This is a genomic window from Pseudomonas sp. DD1, from assembly GCF_044510355.1.
Taxonomy (GTDB): Bacteria; Pseudomonadota; Gammaproteobacteria; order Pseudomonadales; family Pseudomonadaceae; genus Aquipseudomonas; species Aquipseudomonas shahriarae.
Genome location: NZ_MSAJ01000001.1, coordinates 1 through 15057 on the forward strand (window position 1 = coordinate 1; position 15057 = coordinate 15057).

The window sequence follows — 15057 nt, forward strand, 5'->3', positions numbered from 1 at the left end:
TTCTTGACGACCATAGAGCATTGGAACCACCTGATCCCATCCCGAACTCAGTAGTGAAACGATGCATCGCCGATGGTAGTGTGGGGTTTCCCCATGTGAGAGTAGGTCATCGTCAAGATTAAATTCCGAAACCCCAATTGCGAAAGCAGTTGGGGTTTTGTTTTGGACGGTCGAAAAGGTTCTGGCCTATCGCCATTGCATAGAAAGCAAGCTGTCCCTGCGCTCTCGCCATAAGCCAGCTTGCTTTCTATGCAATGGCTCTGCGCATGGCTATCATGCGTGCCTCATTGTGAGGCGAGACTTGCATGCTGACGTTGTTAAAACTTCTGAAAGATGGCCGATTCCACTCGGGTGAAGCGCTAGGCGCCGCCCTGGGCGTCAGTCGTAGTGCTGTGTGGAAGCAACTCCAGCATCTGGAGATCGAGCTGGATCTGACAATTCACAAGGTCAGGGGGAGGGGCTATCAATTGGCGTCCCCGCTGGTTCTATTGAGCGCTGATGAGATCGCCCTCAAGTCGCAGGTCTGCGCAGGTTCAGTTTTTATATCCGAGACCATCGGCTCCACTAATGCCGAGGCTTTGCGCCTTATTGAGGCGGGGCAGGTGGCGCCGTTCCTTGTTCTCTCAGAACAGCAGACCGCAGGAAGGGGGCGTCGAGGGCGTAAATGGGTTAGTCCATTTGCACAGAATGTTTACTACAGCCTTGTGCTTCGTATCGATGGCGGTTTACGACAGCTAGAAGGGCTGAGTCTCGTCGTGGGCTTGGCGGTGATGCAAACGTTGCGCGACTTTGGTGTCCACGGTTCGGGTTTGAAGTGGCCTAATGACGTGCTCGTTGGTTCGAAGAAGATAGCTGGCATCCTTCTTGAATTGGTAGGGGACCCTGCTGACGTATGCCATGTAGTGCTCGGTATTGGTATCAATGCGAACATGCAGAGCGCCGCGGAAGTGGATCAGCAGTGGACATCAATACAGCTCGAAACAGGTCGTGCGGTAGACCGAAATCATCTGGTCGCACACCTGAGTCAGGCGTTACAAGGTTATCTCGATCATCATAGAGATTCCGGCTTTTCGGTAATTCGCCAGGAGTGGGAGCAAAATCATTTATGGCAGGGAAAGGCGGTGTCATTGATCGCAGGTGTTAACCAGGTGGACGGGGTTGTGCTGGGTATTGATGATCAAGGCGCTCTACGTCTCGAAGTAAACGGTGTTGAGAAAATATACAGTGGTGGTGAGCTAAGCCTGAGGTTGCGTGATGATTCTTGAGCTCGACTGTGGGAATAGTTTCATCAAATGGCGAGTACTCGAGGCAAGCCACGCAGCCGTTTTTGCTGAAGGGGTTGTTGATTCCGATGTGGCGTTGCTGGGTAGCCTTCATTCGTTGACTGGACTGTCGCTGCAGCATTGCAGATTGGTCAGCGTTCGCGCGCAGGAAGAGACGAACCGCCTGGCGGGTGTGTTGGTTGCGGCCTTTGGTGTTTCTATCAGCTGTGCTGCGCCGTCGCGTGAAATGGCCGGCGTGCGCAATGGGTATGAAGACTACGCCCGTCTAGGGCTGGATCGTTGGCTGGCGATGCTTGGAGGCTTCCAGCTAGCCTCGGGAGCATGCCTGGTGCTTGATTTTGGTACGGCGGCCACTGCCGATTTCATCACGGCTGATGGCGAGCATCTTGGAGGATTTATCTGCCCGGGCATGCCCCTGATGCGCAATCAGCTGCGAACCCATACCCGTAAAATACGGTATGACGATGTCGCTGCTGAGCGTGCGTTGGAAAGCCTGGTGCCTGGCCGTACTACTGCCCAAGCCGTTGAACGAGGTTGTACGCTCATGCTCCGCGGTTTTGCTCAGTCACAACTGGAACTGGCCCGCAGTTATTGGGGGGAAGACTTCTCGGTGTTTCTTACGGGGGGGGATGCGGAGTTGGTCGCTGACGCCTTGCCGGGCGCTCGCTTCGTTCCGGACCTGGTATTTGTTGGCTTGGCGATGGCGTGCCCTTTGTCCTGAGGTTTTTATGCGTTGGTTGTTTCTGTTGCTGCTGGTCCTCAATGTTTTTTATTACGTCTGGCACCAGCAAGAGGCTCCGCTGCGTGCGAAGGATGTCACTCCGTTGGCGCTGTACCGGGGCTCCCAGCAGGATATTCAGCTGCTGAGCGAGTCGGCGGACTCTGTGTCGCGGCGTGACAAGGCCAGGGCTCCGGAGGCGCCTGCTGGCTGCTTGTATATCGGAGGGTTTTCGAGTCATGAGCAAGCGCAGTTCCTGGAGCAGCGGCTTATCAGTCTGGATATCAGGGTCCGGATCCAGTCGTTGGTCTCAGCGGGTGCGCCTTCTTTCTGGTTGCGTGTAGCGCCTGAAAGCCGCCGTCTGGCTGACGATCTGCCTTTTGAAAGCCTTGCTAATGAATTCAATGAGTTAAAACATAAAATAATGCCGTGCGAAGGCATTGCAACTGTCGAATAGTTTGCATAGAATGGCGCCCGCTCCACAGTGATGACCCTCTTGGGAAGTTGGTGTGAAGCGATCGTCACGCAGCTAACCTCATATTTTTAATGAGAAAATGCTTGACAGAAGGTCGGCGTAATGTAAAATGCCGGCTCGCTTAGGAGGGGTTCCCGAGCGGCCAAAGGGATCAGACTGTAAATCTGACGTCTACGACTTCGAAGGTTCGAATCCTTCCCCCTCCACCATTTTTAGCGTGAGCTGCAAGCTCCGCGGGTATAGTTTAGTGGTAGAACCTCAGCCTTCCAAGCTGATGATGCGGGTTCGATTCCCGCTACCCGCTCCAAGTTTGCAGGTTGTGCAAGGTGTTTCGCTCTTGTAGCTCAGTTGGTAGAGCACACCCTTGGTAAGGGTGAGGTCAGCGGTTCAAATCCGCTCAAGAGCTCCATATAACAAGGCAGATATGAAAATATCTGCCTTTGTTTTAACAGCTGCCTCGGCTTGATCTTGTTTTGCCTGGTGTTATCGGGTTGTTTCAAGTCTATTGGGGTTGGTTGTTGTAAAGTCTTTTTCAGGCCTGCATAATGGTCGGCCTGATTTTGTTTTAGGTCAGTAGCTCAATTGGCAGAGCGACGGTCTCCAAAACCGTAGGTTGGGGGTTCGATTCCCTCCTGACCTGCCAGATTCACGTGGTGTATCTGGCTTTCTTTTCACAGGATCTTCATAGATGACTCCTAAGGCTGAAGCTCAAAGCTCTCGTTTCGATCTGGTTAAGTGGCTCGCTGTCGTCGCTTTGGTGGTCGTAGGCGTTGTTGGCAATCAGTATTATTCTGCTTCGCCGATCCTGTACCGCGTACTCGTATTGCTCGCTCTTGCTGCTGTGGCCGTTTTCATTGGTCTGCAGACAGTAAAGGGTAAGTCTTTCGCTGTGCTGGTAAAGGAAGCTCGCACCGAAATACGTAAAGTCGTTTGGCCAACTCGCCAAGAAACCACGCAGACCACGCTGATTGTTGTGGCTGTTGTTCTGGTTATGGCGTTGCTGTTGTGGGGGCTTGATTCCCTGCTCGGCTGGCTTGTTTCCTTGATTGTTGGCTAAGGGTGTCCCGTGGCTAAGCGTTGGTACGTTGTGCATGCTTACTCGGGTTACGAGAAGCATGTTATGCGCTCTTTGCTGGAGCGCGTAAAGCTGGCAGGCATGGAAGATGGCTTCGGCGAAATTCTGGTTCCCACTGAAGAAGTGGTTGAAATGCGTAATGGCCAGAAACGCAAAAGCGAGCGCAAGTTCTTCCCTGGCTACGTGCTGGTACAGATGGACATGAATGAGGGTACTTGGCACTTGGTCAAGGACACTCCTCGCGTCATGGGCTTCATCGGCGGTACCGCTGATAAGCCTGCACCGATCACTGACAAGGAAGCAGAAGCGATTCTGCGTCGTGTTGCTGACGGTAGCGACAAGCCGAAGCCGAAGACGTTGTTCGAGCCGGGTGAGGTTGTTCGTGTCACTGATGGTCCGTTTGCTGATTTCAACGGTACTGTCGAAGAAGTTAACTACGAAAAGAGCCGGATCCAAGTGGCGGTGCTCATTTTCGGTCGCTCTACTCCGGTAGAGTTGGAGTTCAGCCAGGTCGAAAAGGTCTAGCTGACAAAGCATCCCAACCCCGCAGCCTTAGGCTGTGGGGTTTTGTCGTCACTGGGATAAACGCGCAAGTAACCGGGGAGCCTTTCGAGGCGCTTGAACCCGTAATTGGAGTGCCTCATGGCCAAGAAGATTACCGCTTACATCAAGCTGCAAGTGAAGGCCGCTCAGGCCAACCCTAGCCCACCCGTCGGTCCAGCTTTGGGTCAGCACGGCGTGAACATCATGGAATTCTGCAAGGCCTTCAACGCCCGTACCCAGGGTATTGAGCCAGGTCTGCCGACTCCAGTGATCATCACTGTATACAGCGACCGTAGCTTCACTTTCGAAACCAAGTCGACCCCGGCTTCGGTTCTGTTGAAGAAAGCTGCTGGTCTGACTAGCGGTTCCGCTCGTCCGAACACCGTTAAGGTTGGCACCGTAACTCGTGCTCAGCTGGAAGAAATCGCGAAAACCAAAAACGCGGATCTGACTGCAGCTGATATGGATGCAGCCGTGCGTACCATCGCCGGTTCTGCTCGTAGCATGGGCCTTAACGTGGAGGGTGTGTAATGGCTAAGCTGACCAAGCGCCAAAAGGCTATCGCCGGCAAAATCGAAGCGGGCAAGTCCTACAACTTTGTAGACGCTGCTGCTCTGCTGACCGAGCTGTCGACTGTCAAGTTCAGCGAGTCCGTTGACGTTGCTGTAAACCTGGGTGTTGACCCACGTAAATCCGACCAGGTCGTTCGTAGCGCTACTGTGCTGCCACACGGTACTGGCAAGACTGTACGTGTTGCTGTCTTCACCCAAGGCCCGGCAGCTGAAGCTGCTCTGGCCGCTGGCGCTGATCGCGTTGGCATGGACGACCTGGCTGCCGAAATGAAAGGCGGCGACCTGAACTACGACGTAGTTATTGCCTCCCCGGATGCAATGCGCGTTGTAGGTCAGTTGGGTCAGATCCTGGGTCCACGTGGTCTGATGCCTAACCCGAAAGTCGGTACCGTAACTCCAGACGTAGCTACCGCGGTTAAAAACGCCAAGGCTGGTCAGGTTCGTTATCGCACCGACAAAAACGGCATCATTCACACTTCCGTTGGCAAGGTCGGCTTCGACGCCGTCAAGCTGAAGGAAAACGTTGAAGCCCTGATCGCTGATCTGAAGCGTATCAAGCCAGCTTCTTCGAAAGGTATCTACGTCAAGCGCGTTACCCTGAGCACCACTATGGGCCCAGGTCTGGTCATCGACCAGGGTTCGCTGGACGTATAAGACACAGGTTGGCGCAAGTGATTGCGCCAATTGAAAAATTGGGGTCCCTGCCTGGCGGGGGCTATCCAAGACCGTAGGCGACGCAAGTCTTAAACCATCAAGCCTACGCAGATGGTGCTCCCGGTTCCTTACCGAATCAGACACCAAAACGACATCCGGCCTAGGCCAGATGAAACGGTAACAAGCAGGAGTTAAACCCGTGGCAATTAATCTCGAAGACAAGAAGGCCATCGTCGCTGAAGTCAACGAGGCTGCCAAAGCTGCTCTGTCCGCTGTCGTGGCTGATGCCCGTGGTGTGACAGTAGGCGCTATGACCGGACTCCGTAAAGAGGCTCGTGAAGCTGGCGTATACGTACGTGTTGTACGTAACACCCTGCTCAAGCGCGCTGTTGCTGACACTGAATACAGTGTCCTCAACGACGTGTTCACCGGCCCGACTCTGATCGCGTTTTCCAAGGACCATCCAGGCGCTGCTGCCCGTTTGTTCAAGGAATTCGCCAAGAGTCAGGATAAGTTCGAGATCAAGGCAGCTGCGTTCGAGGGCAAGTTCCTCGCAGCTAACCAAATCGACGTACTGGCAACACTGCCGACCCGTAACGAAGCTATTTCGCAGCTGATGAGCGTGATTCAAGGCGCTACCAGCAAGCTGGCTCGTACTCTGGCCGCAGTTCGCGAGCAAAAAGAAGCTGCAGCAGCCTAAGGCTGAGCAACGTCTCTCGCGTTTTTTTGTTTATTTCGATGGCCGCGTAGGCCGTCCCCCAATTCAGGAAATACAGCAATGTCTATCTCCCAAGACGATATCCTCAACGCCGTAGCTGAAATGTCGGTTCTGCAGGTTGTTGAGCTGATCAAAGCTTTCGAAGAAAAATTCGGCGTTTCCGCTGCCGCTGCTTCCGCTGGCCCAGCTGTTGCTGCTGTTGCTGCTGAAGAGCAAACCGAATTCAACGTCATGCTGCTGGAAGCTGGCGAGAAGAAAGTAAACGTGATCAAGGCAGTACGTGAACTGACCGGTCTGGGCCTGAAAGAAGCCAAGGCTGTAGTTGACGGCGCTCCTGCCCAGGTTCTGGAAGCTGTGTCCAAAGACGCTGCTGACAAAGCCAAAGCAGTACTGGAAGAAGCAGGCGCTAAAGTCGAGCTGAAGTAAGCATCGACCTTGCGTTTCCAGCCCAAGCGTTAAGCTGAAGGCTGATGGCTGGTGGCTCTTGCCACCGGCCTTTTTCCGTTCTTGGCTGTCGACTCGGTCGCCGCCACTAACGCGCTGTAGCCACCCGATGCGGTGGTGCAAACCAAGGGGTTTGCAAGATTTTCTGGCTGCTCCCGTCGGGGGGGCCAAACAAGCAGGTGACCAAGCTGGGGAACGCTGATGGCTTACTCATATACTGAGAAAAAACGTATCCGCAAGGACTTTAGCAAGTTGCCGGACGTCATGGATGTCCCGTACCTTCTGGCTATCCAGCTGGATTCGTATCGTGAATTCTTGCAGGCGGGAGCGACCAAAGATCAGTTCCGCGACGTGGGCCTGCATGCGGCCTTCAAATCCGTTTTCCCGATCATCAGCTACTCCGGCAATGCTGCGCTGGAGTACGTCGGTTATCGCCTGGGCGAACCGGCATTTGATGTCAAAGAATGCGTGTTGCGCGGTGTTACGTACGCCGTACCTTTGCGGGTAAAAGTTCGTCTGATCATTTTCGACAAAGAATCGTCGAACAAAGCGATCAAGGACATCAAAGAGCAAGAAGTCTACATGGGCGAAATCCCATTGATGACTGAGAACGGTACCTTCGTTATCAACGGTACCGAGCGTGTAATCGTTTCCCAGCTGCACCGTTCCCCGGGCGTGTTCTTCGACCACGACCGCGGCAAGACGCACAGCTCCGGTAAGCTCCTGTACTCCGCGCGGATCATTCCGTACCGTGGTTCGTGGTTGGACTTCGAGTTCGACCCTAAAGACTGCGTGTTCGTGCGTATCGACCGTCGTCGCAAGCTGCCGGCCTCGGTACTGCTGCGCGCGCTCGGCTATACCACTGAGCAAGTGCTGGACGCTTTCTACACCACCAACGTATTCAGCCTGAAGGATGAAACCCTCAGCCTGGAACTGATTGCTTCGCGTCTGCGTGGTGAAATTGCCGTCCTGGACATCCAGGATGAGAAGGGCAAGGTCATTGTTGAGGCTGGCCGTCGTATTACTGCGCGCCACATCAACCAGATCGAAAAAGCCGGTATCAAGTCGCTGGACGTGCCTCTGGACTACGTCCTGGGCCGCACTACCGCCAAGGTTATCGTTCACCCGGCGACAGGCGAGATCCTGGCTGAGTGCAACACCGAGCTGAACACCGAGATCCTGGCAAAAATCGCCAAGGCCCAGGTTGTTCGCATCGAGACCCTGTACACCAACGATATCGACTGCGGTCCGTTCGTCTCCGACACCCTGAAGATCGACTCCACCAGCAACCAATTGGAAGCGCTGGTCGAAATCTATCGCATGATGCGTCCAGGCGAGCCACCAACCAAAGACGCTGCCGAAACCCTGTTCAACAACCTGTTCTTCAGCCCTGAGCGCTATGACCTGTCTGCGGTCGGCCGGATGAAGTTCAACCGTCGTATCGGTCGTACCGAGATCGAAGGTTCGGGCGTGCTGTGCAAGGAAGACATCGTTGCGGTCCTGAAGACTCTGGTCGACATCCGTAATGGTAAAGGCATCGTCGATGACATCGACCACCTGGGTAACCGTCGTGTTCGCTGCGTAGGCGAAATGGCCGAGAACCAGTTCCGCGTTGGCCTGGTACGTGTTGAGCGTGCGGTCAAAGAGCGTCTGTCGATGGCCGAAAGCGAAGGCCTGATGCCGCAAGACCTGATCAACGCCAAGCCAGTGGCTGCGGCGGTGAAAGAGTTCTTCGGCTCCAGCCAGCTTTCGCAGTTCATGGACCAGAACAACCCGCTCTCCGAGATCACCCACAAGCGCCGTGTTTCTGCACTGGGCCCGGGCGGTCTGACCCGTGAGCGTGCTGGCTTTGAAGTTCGTGACGTACACCCGACGCACTACGGTCGTGTTTGCCCGATCGAAACGCCGGAAGGTCCGAACATCGGTCTGATCAACTCCCTGGCTGCCTATGCGCGCACCAACCAGTACGGCTTCCTCGAGAGCCCGTACCGCGTGGTGAAAGACGCCCTGGTCACCGACGAGATCGTCTTCCTGTCCGCCATCGAAGAAGCTGATCACGTGATCGCTCAGGCTTCGGCCACGATGAACGACAAGAAAGTCCTGATCGACGAGCTGGTAGCTGTTCGTCACTTGAACGAGTTCACCGTCAAGGCGCCGGAAGACGTCACCTTGATGGACGTATCGCCCAAGCAGGTAGTTTCGGTTGCAGCATCGCTGATCCCGTTCCTGGAACACGATGACGCCAACCGTGCGTTGATGGGTTCCAACATGCAGCGTCAAGCTGTACCGACCCTGCGCGCTGACAAGCCGCTGGTAGGTACCGGCATGGAGCGTAACGTAGCCCGTGACTCCGGCGTTTGCGTCGTGGCTCGTCGTGGCGGCGTGATCGACTCTGTTGATGCCAGCCGTATCGTGGTTCGTGTTGCCGATGACGAAGTTGAAACTGGCGAAGCCGGTGTCGACATCTACAACCTGACCAAATACACCCGCTCGAACCAGAACACCTGCATCAACCAGCGTCCGCTGGTGCGTAAGGGTGATCGCGTTCAGCGTAGCGACATCATGGCCGACGGTCCGTCCACCGATATGGGTGAGTTGGCTCTGGGTCAGAACATGCGCATCGCGTTCATGGCGTGGAACGGCTTCAACTTCGAAGACTCCATCTGCCTGTCCGAGCGTGTTGTTCAAGAAGACCGTTTCACCACGATCCACATCCAGGAACTGACCTGTGTGGCACGTGACACCAAGCTTGGGCCAGAGGAAATCACTGCAGACATCCCGAACGTGGGTGAAGCTGCGCTGAACAAGCTGGACGAAGCCGGTATCGTTTACGTAGGTGCTGAAGTTGGCGCTGGCGACATCCTGGTCGGTAAGGTCACTCCGAAAGGCGAGACCCAACTGACTCCGGAAGAGAAGCTGCTGCGTGCCATCTTCGGCGAAAAAGCCAGCGACGTTAAAGACACCTCCCTGCGCGTACCTACTGGTACCAAGGGTACTGTCATCGACGTACAGGTCTTCACCCGTGACGGCGTCGAGCGTGATGCTCGTGCACTGTCCATCGAGAAGACTCAACTCGACGAAATCCGCAAGGATTTGAACGAAGAGTTCCGTATCGTTGAAGGCGCGACCTTCGAACGTCTGCGTTCTGCCCTGGTAGGCCACAAGGCTGAAGGCGGCGCAGGTCTGAAGAAAGGTCAGGATATCACCGACGAAATCCTCGACGGTCTTGAGCACGGCCAGTGGTTCAAACTGCGCATGGCTGAAGATGCTCTGAACGAGCAGCTCGAGAAGGCCCAGGCCTACATCGTTGATCGCCGCCGTCTGCTGGACGACAAGTTCGAAGACAAGAAGCGCAAACTGCAGCAGGGCGATGACCTGGCTCCAGGCGTGCTGAAAATCGTCAAGGTTTACCTGGCAATCCGTCGTCGCATTCAGCCGGGCGACAAGATGGCCGGTCGTCACGGTAACAAAGGTGTGGTCTCCGTGATCATGCCGGTTGAAGACATGCCGCACGATGCCAATGGCACCCCGGTCGACGTCGTCCTCAACCCGTTGGGCGTACCTTCGCGTATGAACGTTGGTCAGATCCTTGAAACCCACCTGGGCCTCGCGGCTAAAGGTCTGGGCGAGAAGATCAACCGTATGATCGAAGAGCAGCGCAAGGTCGCAGACCTGCGTAAGTTCCTGCACGAGATCTACAACGAGATCGGCGGCCGCAAAGAAGAGCTGGACACTTTCTCCGACCAGGAAATCCTGGATCTGGCGAAAAACCTGCGCGGCGGCGTTCCAATGGCTACCCCGGTGTTCGACGGTGCCAAGGAAAGCGAAATCAAGGCCATGCTGAAACTGGCAGACCTGCCAGAAAGCGGCCAGATGCAGCTGTTCGACGGCCGTACCGGCAACAAGTTCGAGCGCCCGGTTACTGTTGGCTACATGTACATGCTGAAGCTGAACCACTTGGTAGACGACAAGATGCACGCTCGTTCTACCGGTTCGTACAGCCTGGTTACCCAGCAGCCGCTGGGTGGTAAGGCTCAGTTCGGTGGTCAGCGTTTCGGGGAGATGGAGGTCTGGGCACTGGAAGCATACGGTGCTGCATACACTCTGCAAGAAATGCTCACAGTGAAGTCGGACGATGTGAACGGTCGTACCAAGATGTACAAAAACATCGTGGACGGCGATCACCGTATGGAGCCGGGCATGCCCGAGTCTTTCAACGTGTTGATCAAAGAAATTCGTTCCCTCGGCATCGATATCGATCTGGAAACCGAATAACACGTGACGCGAATCGAGAGCGGGGCAGTGATGCCCGCTCTCTGCTCCGCCAGGAGGAAAGGCCTTGAAAGACCTACTGAATTTGCTGAAAAACCAGGGTCAAGTCGAAGAGTTCGACGCCATCCGTATTGGATTGGCATCGCCTGAGATGATCCGTTCGTGGTCGTTCGGTGAAGTTAAAAAGCCGGAAACCATCAACTACCGTACGTTCAAACCTGAGCGTGACGGCCTGTTCTGCGCCAAGATCTTTGGCCCGGTAAAGGATTACGAGTGCCTGTGCGGTAAGTACAAGCGCTTGAAGCACCGTGGTGTGATCTGCGAGAAGTGCGGCGTTGAAGTTGCACTGGCCAAGGTTCGTCGTGAGCGCATGGCGCACATCGAGCTGGCTTCGCCGGTTGCCCACATCTGGTTCCTGAAATCGCTGCCGTCCCGTATCGGCTTGCTGATGGACATGACCCTGCGTGATATCGAACGCGTTCTCTACTTCGAGAGCTATGTCGTTATCGACCCAGGCATGACCACCCTTGAAAAAGGTCAGCTGCTCAACGACGAGCAGTACTTCGAAGCGCTGGAAGAGTTCGGCGACGATTTCGATGCCCGCATGGGTGCCGAAGCTGTCCGCGAACTGCTGCACGCTATCGACCTGGAGCACGAGATTGGCCGCCTGCGTGAAGAAATTCCGCAAACCAACTCCGAAACCAAGATCAAGAAGCTGTCCAAGCGTCTGAAGTTGATGGAAGCCTTCCAGGGTTCCGGCAACCTGCCAGAGTGGATGGTGCTGACCGTTCTGCCGGTTCTGCCGCCAGACCTGCGTCCGCTGGTACCGTTGGACGGTGGTCGTTTCGCGACGTCCGACCTCAACGACCTGTACCGCCGCGTGATCAACCGTAACAACCGCTTGAAGCGCCTGCTTGATCTGTCCGCTCCGGACATCATCGTGCGCAACGAAAAGCGTATGTTGCAAGAAGCGGTCGACGCCTTGCTCGACAACGGTCGTCGTGGCCGCGCTATTACCGGTTCCAACAAGCGTCCTCTGAAATCCCTGGCTGACATGATCAAGGGTAAGCAAGGTCGTTTCCGTCAGAACTTGCTCGGTAAGCGTGTTGACTACTCCGGTCGTTCGGTAATTACCGTAGGCCCGACCCTGCGTCTGCACCAGTGCGGTCTGCCTAAGAAGATGGCGCTTGAGCTGTTCAAGCCTTTCATCTTCGGCAAGCTGGAAATGCGCGGTCTCGCGACCACCATCAAAGCGGCCAAGAAAATGGTCGAGCGCGAACTGCCAGAGGTTTGGGACGTTCTCGCTGAAGTGATTCGCGAACACCCGGTCCTCCTCAACCGTGCACCGACCCTTCACCGTCTGGGTATCCAGGCGTTTGAACCGGTACTGATCGAAGGTAAGGCTATCCAGCTGCACCCTCTGGTCTGTGCTGCGTACAACGCCGACTTCGACGGCGACCAAATGGCCGTGCACGTACCGCTGACACTGGAAGCCCAGTTGGAAGCGCGTGCGTTGATGATGTCGACCAACAACATTCTGTCGCCAGCCAACGGTGAGCCAATCATCGTTCCGTCGCAGGACGTTGTATTGGGTCTGTACTACATGACCCGTGAAGCGATCAACGCCAAGGGCGAAGGTCGTGTGTTCGCTGACCTGCAAGAAGTTGACCGTGTGTTCCGTGCCGGCGAAGCCGCACTGCACGCCAAGGTCAAAGTGCGCATTCACGAAACCGTCAACGACCGTGACGGCGGCAGCGTGAGCAACACCCGTATCGTCGACACCACTGTCGGCCGTGCGCTGTTGTACCAGGTTGTGCCAAAAGGTCTGTCGTACGACGTCGTCAACCTGCCGATGAAGAAAAAGGCGATCTCCAAGCTGATCAACCAGTGCTACCGCGTGGTTGGTCTGAAAGAGACCGTGATCTTCGCTGACCAGTTGATGTACACCGGTTTTGCTTATTCGACCATTTCCGGCGTTTCCATCGGTGTTAACGACTTCGTTATCCCGGATGAAAAAGCCCGCATCATCAGTGCTGCTACTGACGAAGTGAAAGAGATCGAGAGCCAGTACGCCTCCGGCCTGGTAACCCAGGGCGAGAAGTACAACAAAGTGATCGACCTTTGGTCCAAGGCCAACGACGAAGTGTCCAAGGCAATGATGGCCAACCTCTCGAAAGAGAAGGTTATCGACCGTCATGGCGTGGAAGTCGATCAAGAGTCTTTCAACTCGATGTACATGATGGCCGACTCGGGCGCACGGGGTTCTGCTGCGCAGATCCGTCAGCTCGCCGGTATGCGTGGCCTGATGGCCAAGCCGGACGGTTCCATCATCGAAACGCCGATTACTGCGAACTTCCGTGAAGGTTTGAGCGTACTTCAGTACTTCATCTCTACTCACGGTGCTCGTAAAGGTCTGGCGGATACCGCGTTGAAAACCGCTAACTCCGGTTACCTGACTCGTCGTCTGGTAGACGTTGCACAAGACCTGGTTGTAACCGAGATCGATTGCGGCACCGAGCACGGCCTGCTGATGACTCCGCACATTGAAGGCGGTGACGTTGTAGAGCCGCTGGGTGAGCGCGTATTGGGTCGTGTTATTGCCCGTGACGTGTTCAAGCCAGGTACCGAGGAAGTTATCGTTCCTGCCGGCACCCTGGTGGATGAGAAGTGGGTCGAGTTCATCGAACTCAACAGCATCGACGAAGTGATTGTTCGCTCGCCGATCAGCTGCGAAACCCGCTACGGTATCTGCGCCAAGTGCTACGGCCGTGACTTGGCTCGTGGCCACCAGGTGAACATCGGTGAAGCGGTCGGCGTTATCGCTGCCCAGTCCATCGGTGAGCCGGGTACCCAGCTGACCATGCGTACGTTCCACATCGGTGGTGCGGCAAGCCGGACCTCCGCAGCCGACAGCGTTCAGGTGAAGAATGGCGGTACTGTCCGTCTGCACAACCTGAAACACGTTGAGCGAGTGGATGGCCACCTGGTTGCTGTGTCCCGTTCCGGTGAGCTGGCGATTGCTGATGACTTCGGTCGTGAGCGTGAGCGTTACAAGCTGCCGTACGGTGCTGTGATTTCGGTTAAAGAAGGTGACAAGGTCGACGCTGGCGCAATCGTGGCCAAGTGGGATCCGCACACTCACCCAATCGTTACCGAAATGAAAGGTACCGTGACCTACGTGGGCATGGAAGAAGGCATCACGATCAAGCGTCAGACTGACGAATTGACCGGTATGACCAACATTGAAGTACTCGACGCCAAAGATCGTCCAGCTGCCGGTAAAGACATCCGTCCTGCCGTGAAGATGGTCGATGACAACGGCAAGGATCTGTTGCTGCCAGGCACTGACGTTATCGCTCAGTACTTCCTGCCAGCCAACGCCCTGGTCGGTGTAGCGGATGGTGCGAAGATCGCGATCGGTGATGTTATCGCGCGTATCCCGCAAGAAACTTCGAAGACCCGTGACATCACCGGTGGTCTGCCGCGTGTTGCCGACTTGTTCGAAGCTCGTCGTCCGAAAGAAGCGTCGATCCTGGCTGAAGTCAGCGGCACCATCGCGTTCGGTAAAGAGACCAAGGGCAAGCGCCGTCTGGTCATTACCCCGAACGACGGTAGCGATCCGTATGAAGAGCTGATTCCGAAGTGGCGTCACCTGAACGTGTTCGAAGGCGAACAGGTAAACCGCGGCGAAGTTATCTCCGACGGTCCGAGCGATCCACACGACATCCTGCGTCTGCTGGGTGTGAGTGCGCTGGCCAAGTACATCGTTAACGAGATCCAGGACGTTTACCGTCTGCAAGGCGTGAAGATCAACGATAAGCACATCGAGACCATCCTGCGTCAGATGCTGCGTAAAGTTGAAATCGCTGAATCCGGCGATTCGAGTTTCATCAAGGGCGACCAGATGGAACTGACTCACGTACTGGTAGAAAACGAGCGTCTGGCAACCGAAGAGAAATTTGTTTCCAAGTTCACTCGCGTGTTGCTGGGTATCACCAAGGCGTCGTTGTCCACTGAGTCGTTCATCTCGGCGGCCTCCTTCCAGGAGACCACTCGCGTACTGACCGAAGCAGCGGTAACCGGCAAGCGCGATTACCTGCGCGGCCTGAAAGAAAACGTGGTTGTGGGTCGACTGATCCCGGCCGGTACCGGCTTGGCCTACCACAGCGAGCGTAAGCGTCGCCGTGAACTCGACAAGCCGCTGCGCGTAAGCGCCAGTGAAGTGGAAGCTGCACTGACCGAAGCGCTGAACTCTAGCGGTAACTGAGTTCTGCGATAAATAAGTCCGGGCCCTGGCAGCCCC

At 55.6% G+C, this 15057-nt stretch carries 11 protein-coding genes, 4 tRNA genes and 1 rRNA gene; all 16 read left to right on the forward strand.

Annotated features, from left to right (window positions below):
* Window positions 1-2: 2 nt before the first annotated feature.
* The 16 genes from rrf to rpoC all read left to right on the forward strand — a co-directional run bounded on the left by rrf (window position 3) and on the right by rpoC (window position 15021).
* Window positions 3-118 (forward strand): 5S ribosomal RNA (gene rrf / locus PSFL_RS00005).
* A 187-nt stretch (window positions 119-305) separates the two neighbouring features.
* Window positions 306-1265 carry a bifunctional biotin--[acetyl-CoA-carboxylase] ligase/biotin operon repressor BirA gene (gene birA, locus PSFL_RS00010; protein ID WP_057438742.1) on the forward strand — a complete coding sequence of 320 codons (960 nt, stop codon included), beginning with the start codon at window positions 306-308 and terminating at the stop codon, window positions 1263-1265.
* Complete coding sequence (locus PSFL_RS00015) at window positions 1255-2004, forward strand: pantothenate kinase (protein ID WP_169959840.1); 750 nt, start codon at window positions 1255-1257, stop codon at window positions 2002-2004. Before birA ends, PSFL_RS00015 begins: the two co-directional genes overlap by 11 nt.
* Before the next feature lie 7 nt (window positions 2005-2011).
* Window positions 2012-2458, forward strand: a complete 447-nt coding sequence (locus tag PSFL_RS00020) for a hypothetical protein (RefSeq protein ID WP_115129114.1) — start codon at window positions 2012-2014, stop codon at window positions 2456-2458.
* Between the two features lie 142 nt (window positions 2459-2600).
* Window positions 2601-2685, forward strand: a tRNA-Tyr gene (locus PSFL_RS00025).
* 24 nt (window positions 2686-2709) lie between these two features.
* Window positions 2710-2783, forward strand: a tRNA-Gly gene (locus PSFL_RS00030).
* A 26-nt stretch (window positions 2784-2809) separates the two neighbouring features.
* A tRNA-Thr gene (locus tag PSFL_RS00035) sits at window positions 2810-2885 on the forward strand.
* Between the two features lie 158 nt (window positions 2886-3043).
* Window positions 3044-3119: transfer RNA gene (locus PSFL_RS00040), tRNA-Trp, on the forward strand.
* A gap of 45 nt (window positions 3120-3164) precedes the next feature.
* The gene (gene secE / locus PSFL_RS00045) at window positions 3165-3533 is read left to right on the forward strand and encodes a preprotein translocase subunit SecE (RefSeq protein ID WP_029299242.1); all 369 of its coding nucleotides are present in this window, start codon (window positions 3165-3167) and stop codon (window positions 3531-3533) included.
* A gap of 9 nt (window positions 3534-3542) precedes the next feature.
* Window positions 3543-4076, forward strand: a complete 534-nt coding sequence (gene nusG, locus PSFL_RS00050) for a transcription termination/antitermination protein NusG (protein ID WP_003176436.1) — start codon at window positions 3543-3545, stop codon at window positions 4074-4076.
* 117 nt (window positions 4077-4193) lie between these two features.
* Complete coding sequence (gene rplK, locus PSFL_RS00055) at window positions 4194-4625, forward strand: 50S ribosomal protein L11 (protein ID WP_003210097.1); 432 nt, start codon at window positions 4194-4196, stop codon at window positions 4623-4625.
* Window positions 4625-5320 carry a 50S ribosomal protein L1 gene (gene rplA, locus PSFL_RS00060; protein WP_003176434.1) on the forward strand — a complete coding sequence of 232 codons (696 nt, stop codon included), beginning with the start codon at window positions 4625-4627 and terminating at the stop codon, window positions 5318-5320. Before rplK ends, rplA begins: the two co-directional genes overlap by 1 nt.
* 199 nt (window positions 5321-5519) lie before the next feature.
* Window positions 5520-6020, forward strand: a complete 501-nt coding sequence (gene rplJ, locus PSFL_RS00065; RefSeq protein ID WP_003176433.1) for a 50S ribosomal protein L10 — start codon at window positions 5520-5522, stop codon at window positions 6018-6020.
* Between the two features lie 78 nt (window positions 6021-6098).
* Window positions 6099-6464 (forward strand): 50S ribosomal protein L7/L12, encoded by a 366-nt coding sequence (gene rplL, locus PSFL_RS00070; RefSeq protein WP_003210093.1) that lies wholly within the window; start codon window positions 6099-6101, stop codon window positions 6462-6464.
* A 219-nt stretch (window positions 6465-6683) separates the two neighbouring features.
* Complete coding sequence (rpoB, locus tag PSFL_RS00075) at window positions 6684-10757, forward strand: DNA-directed RNA polymerase subunit beta (RefSeq protein ID WP_053138310.1); 4074 nt, start codon at window positions 6684-6686, stop codon at window positions 10755-10757.
* Between the two features lie 64 nt (window positions 10758-10821).
* Window positions 10822-15021, forward strand: a complete 4200-nt coding sequence (gene rpoC, locus PSFL_RS00080; RefSeq protein WP_057960765.1) for a DNA-directed RNA polymerase subunit beta' — start codon at window positions 10822-10824, stop codon at window positions 15019-15021.
* Window positions 15022-15057 lie beyond the last annotated feature (36 nt).

Excerpts from the sequence above, each read along its gene's own strand:
- birA (WP_057438742.1), top strand. The coding sequence starts at position 306 with ATGCTGACGTTGTTAAAACTTCTGAAAGATGGCCGATTCCACTCGGGT.
- PSFL_RS00015 (WP_169959840.1), top strand. The coding sequence starts at position 1,255 with ATGATTCTTGAGCTCGACTGTGGGAATAGTTTCATCAAATGGCGAGTA.
- PSFL_RS00020 (WP_115129114.1), top strand. The coding sequence starts at position 2,012 with ATGCGTTGGTTGTTTCTGTTGCTGCTGGTCCTCAATGTTTTTTATTAC.
- secE (WP_029299242.1), top strand. The coding sequence starts at position 3,165 with ATGACTCCTAAGGCTGAAGCTCAAAGCTCTCGTTTCGATCTGGTTAAG.
- rplK (WP_003210097.1), top strand. The coding sequence starts at position 4,194 with ATGGCCAAGAAGATTACCGCTTACATCAAGCTGCAAGTGAAGGCCGCT.
- rplA (WP_003176434.1), top strand. The coding sequence starts at position 4,625 with ATGGCTAAGCTGACCAAGCGCCAAAAGGCTATCGCCGGCAAAATCGAA.
- rplL (WP_003210093.1), top strand. The coding sequence starts at position 6,099 with ATGTCTATCTCCCAAGACGATATCCTCAACGCCGTAGCTGAAATGTCG.
- rpoB (WP_053138310.1), top strand. The coding sequence starts at position 6,684 with ATGGCTTACTCATATACTGAGAAAAAACGTATCCGCAAGGACTTTAGC.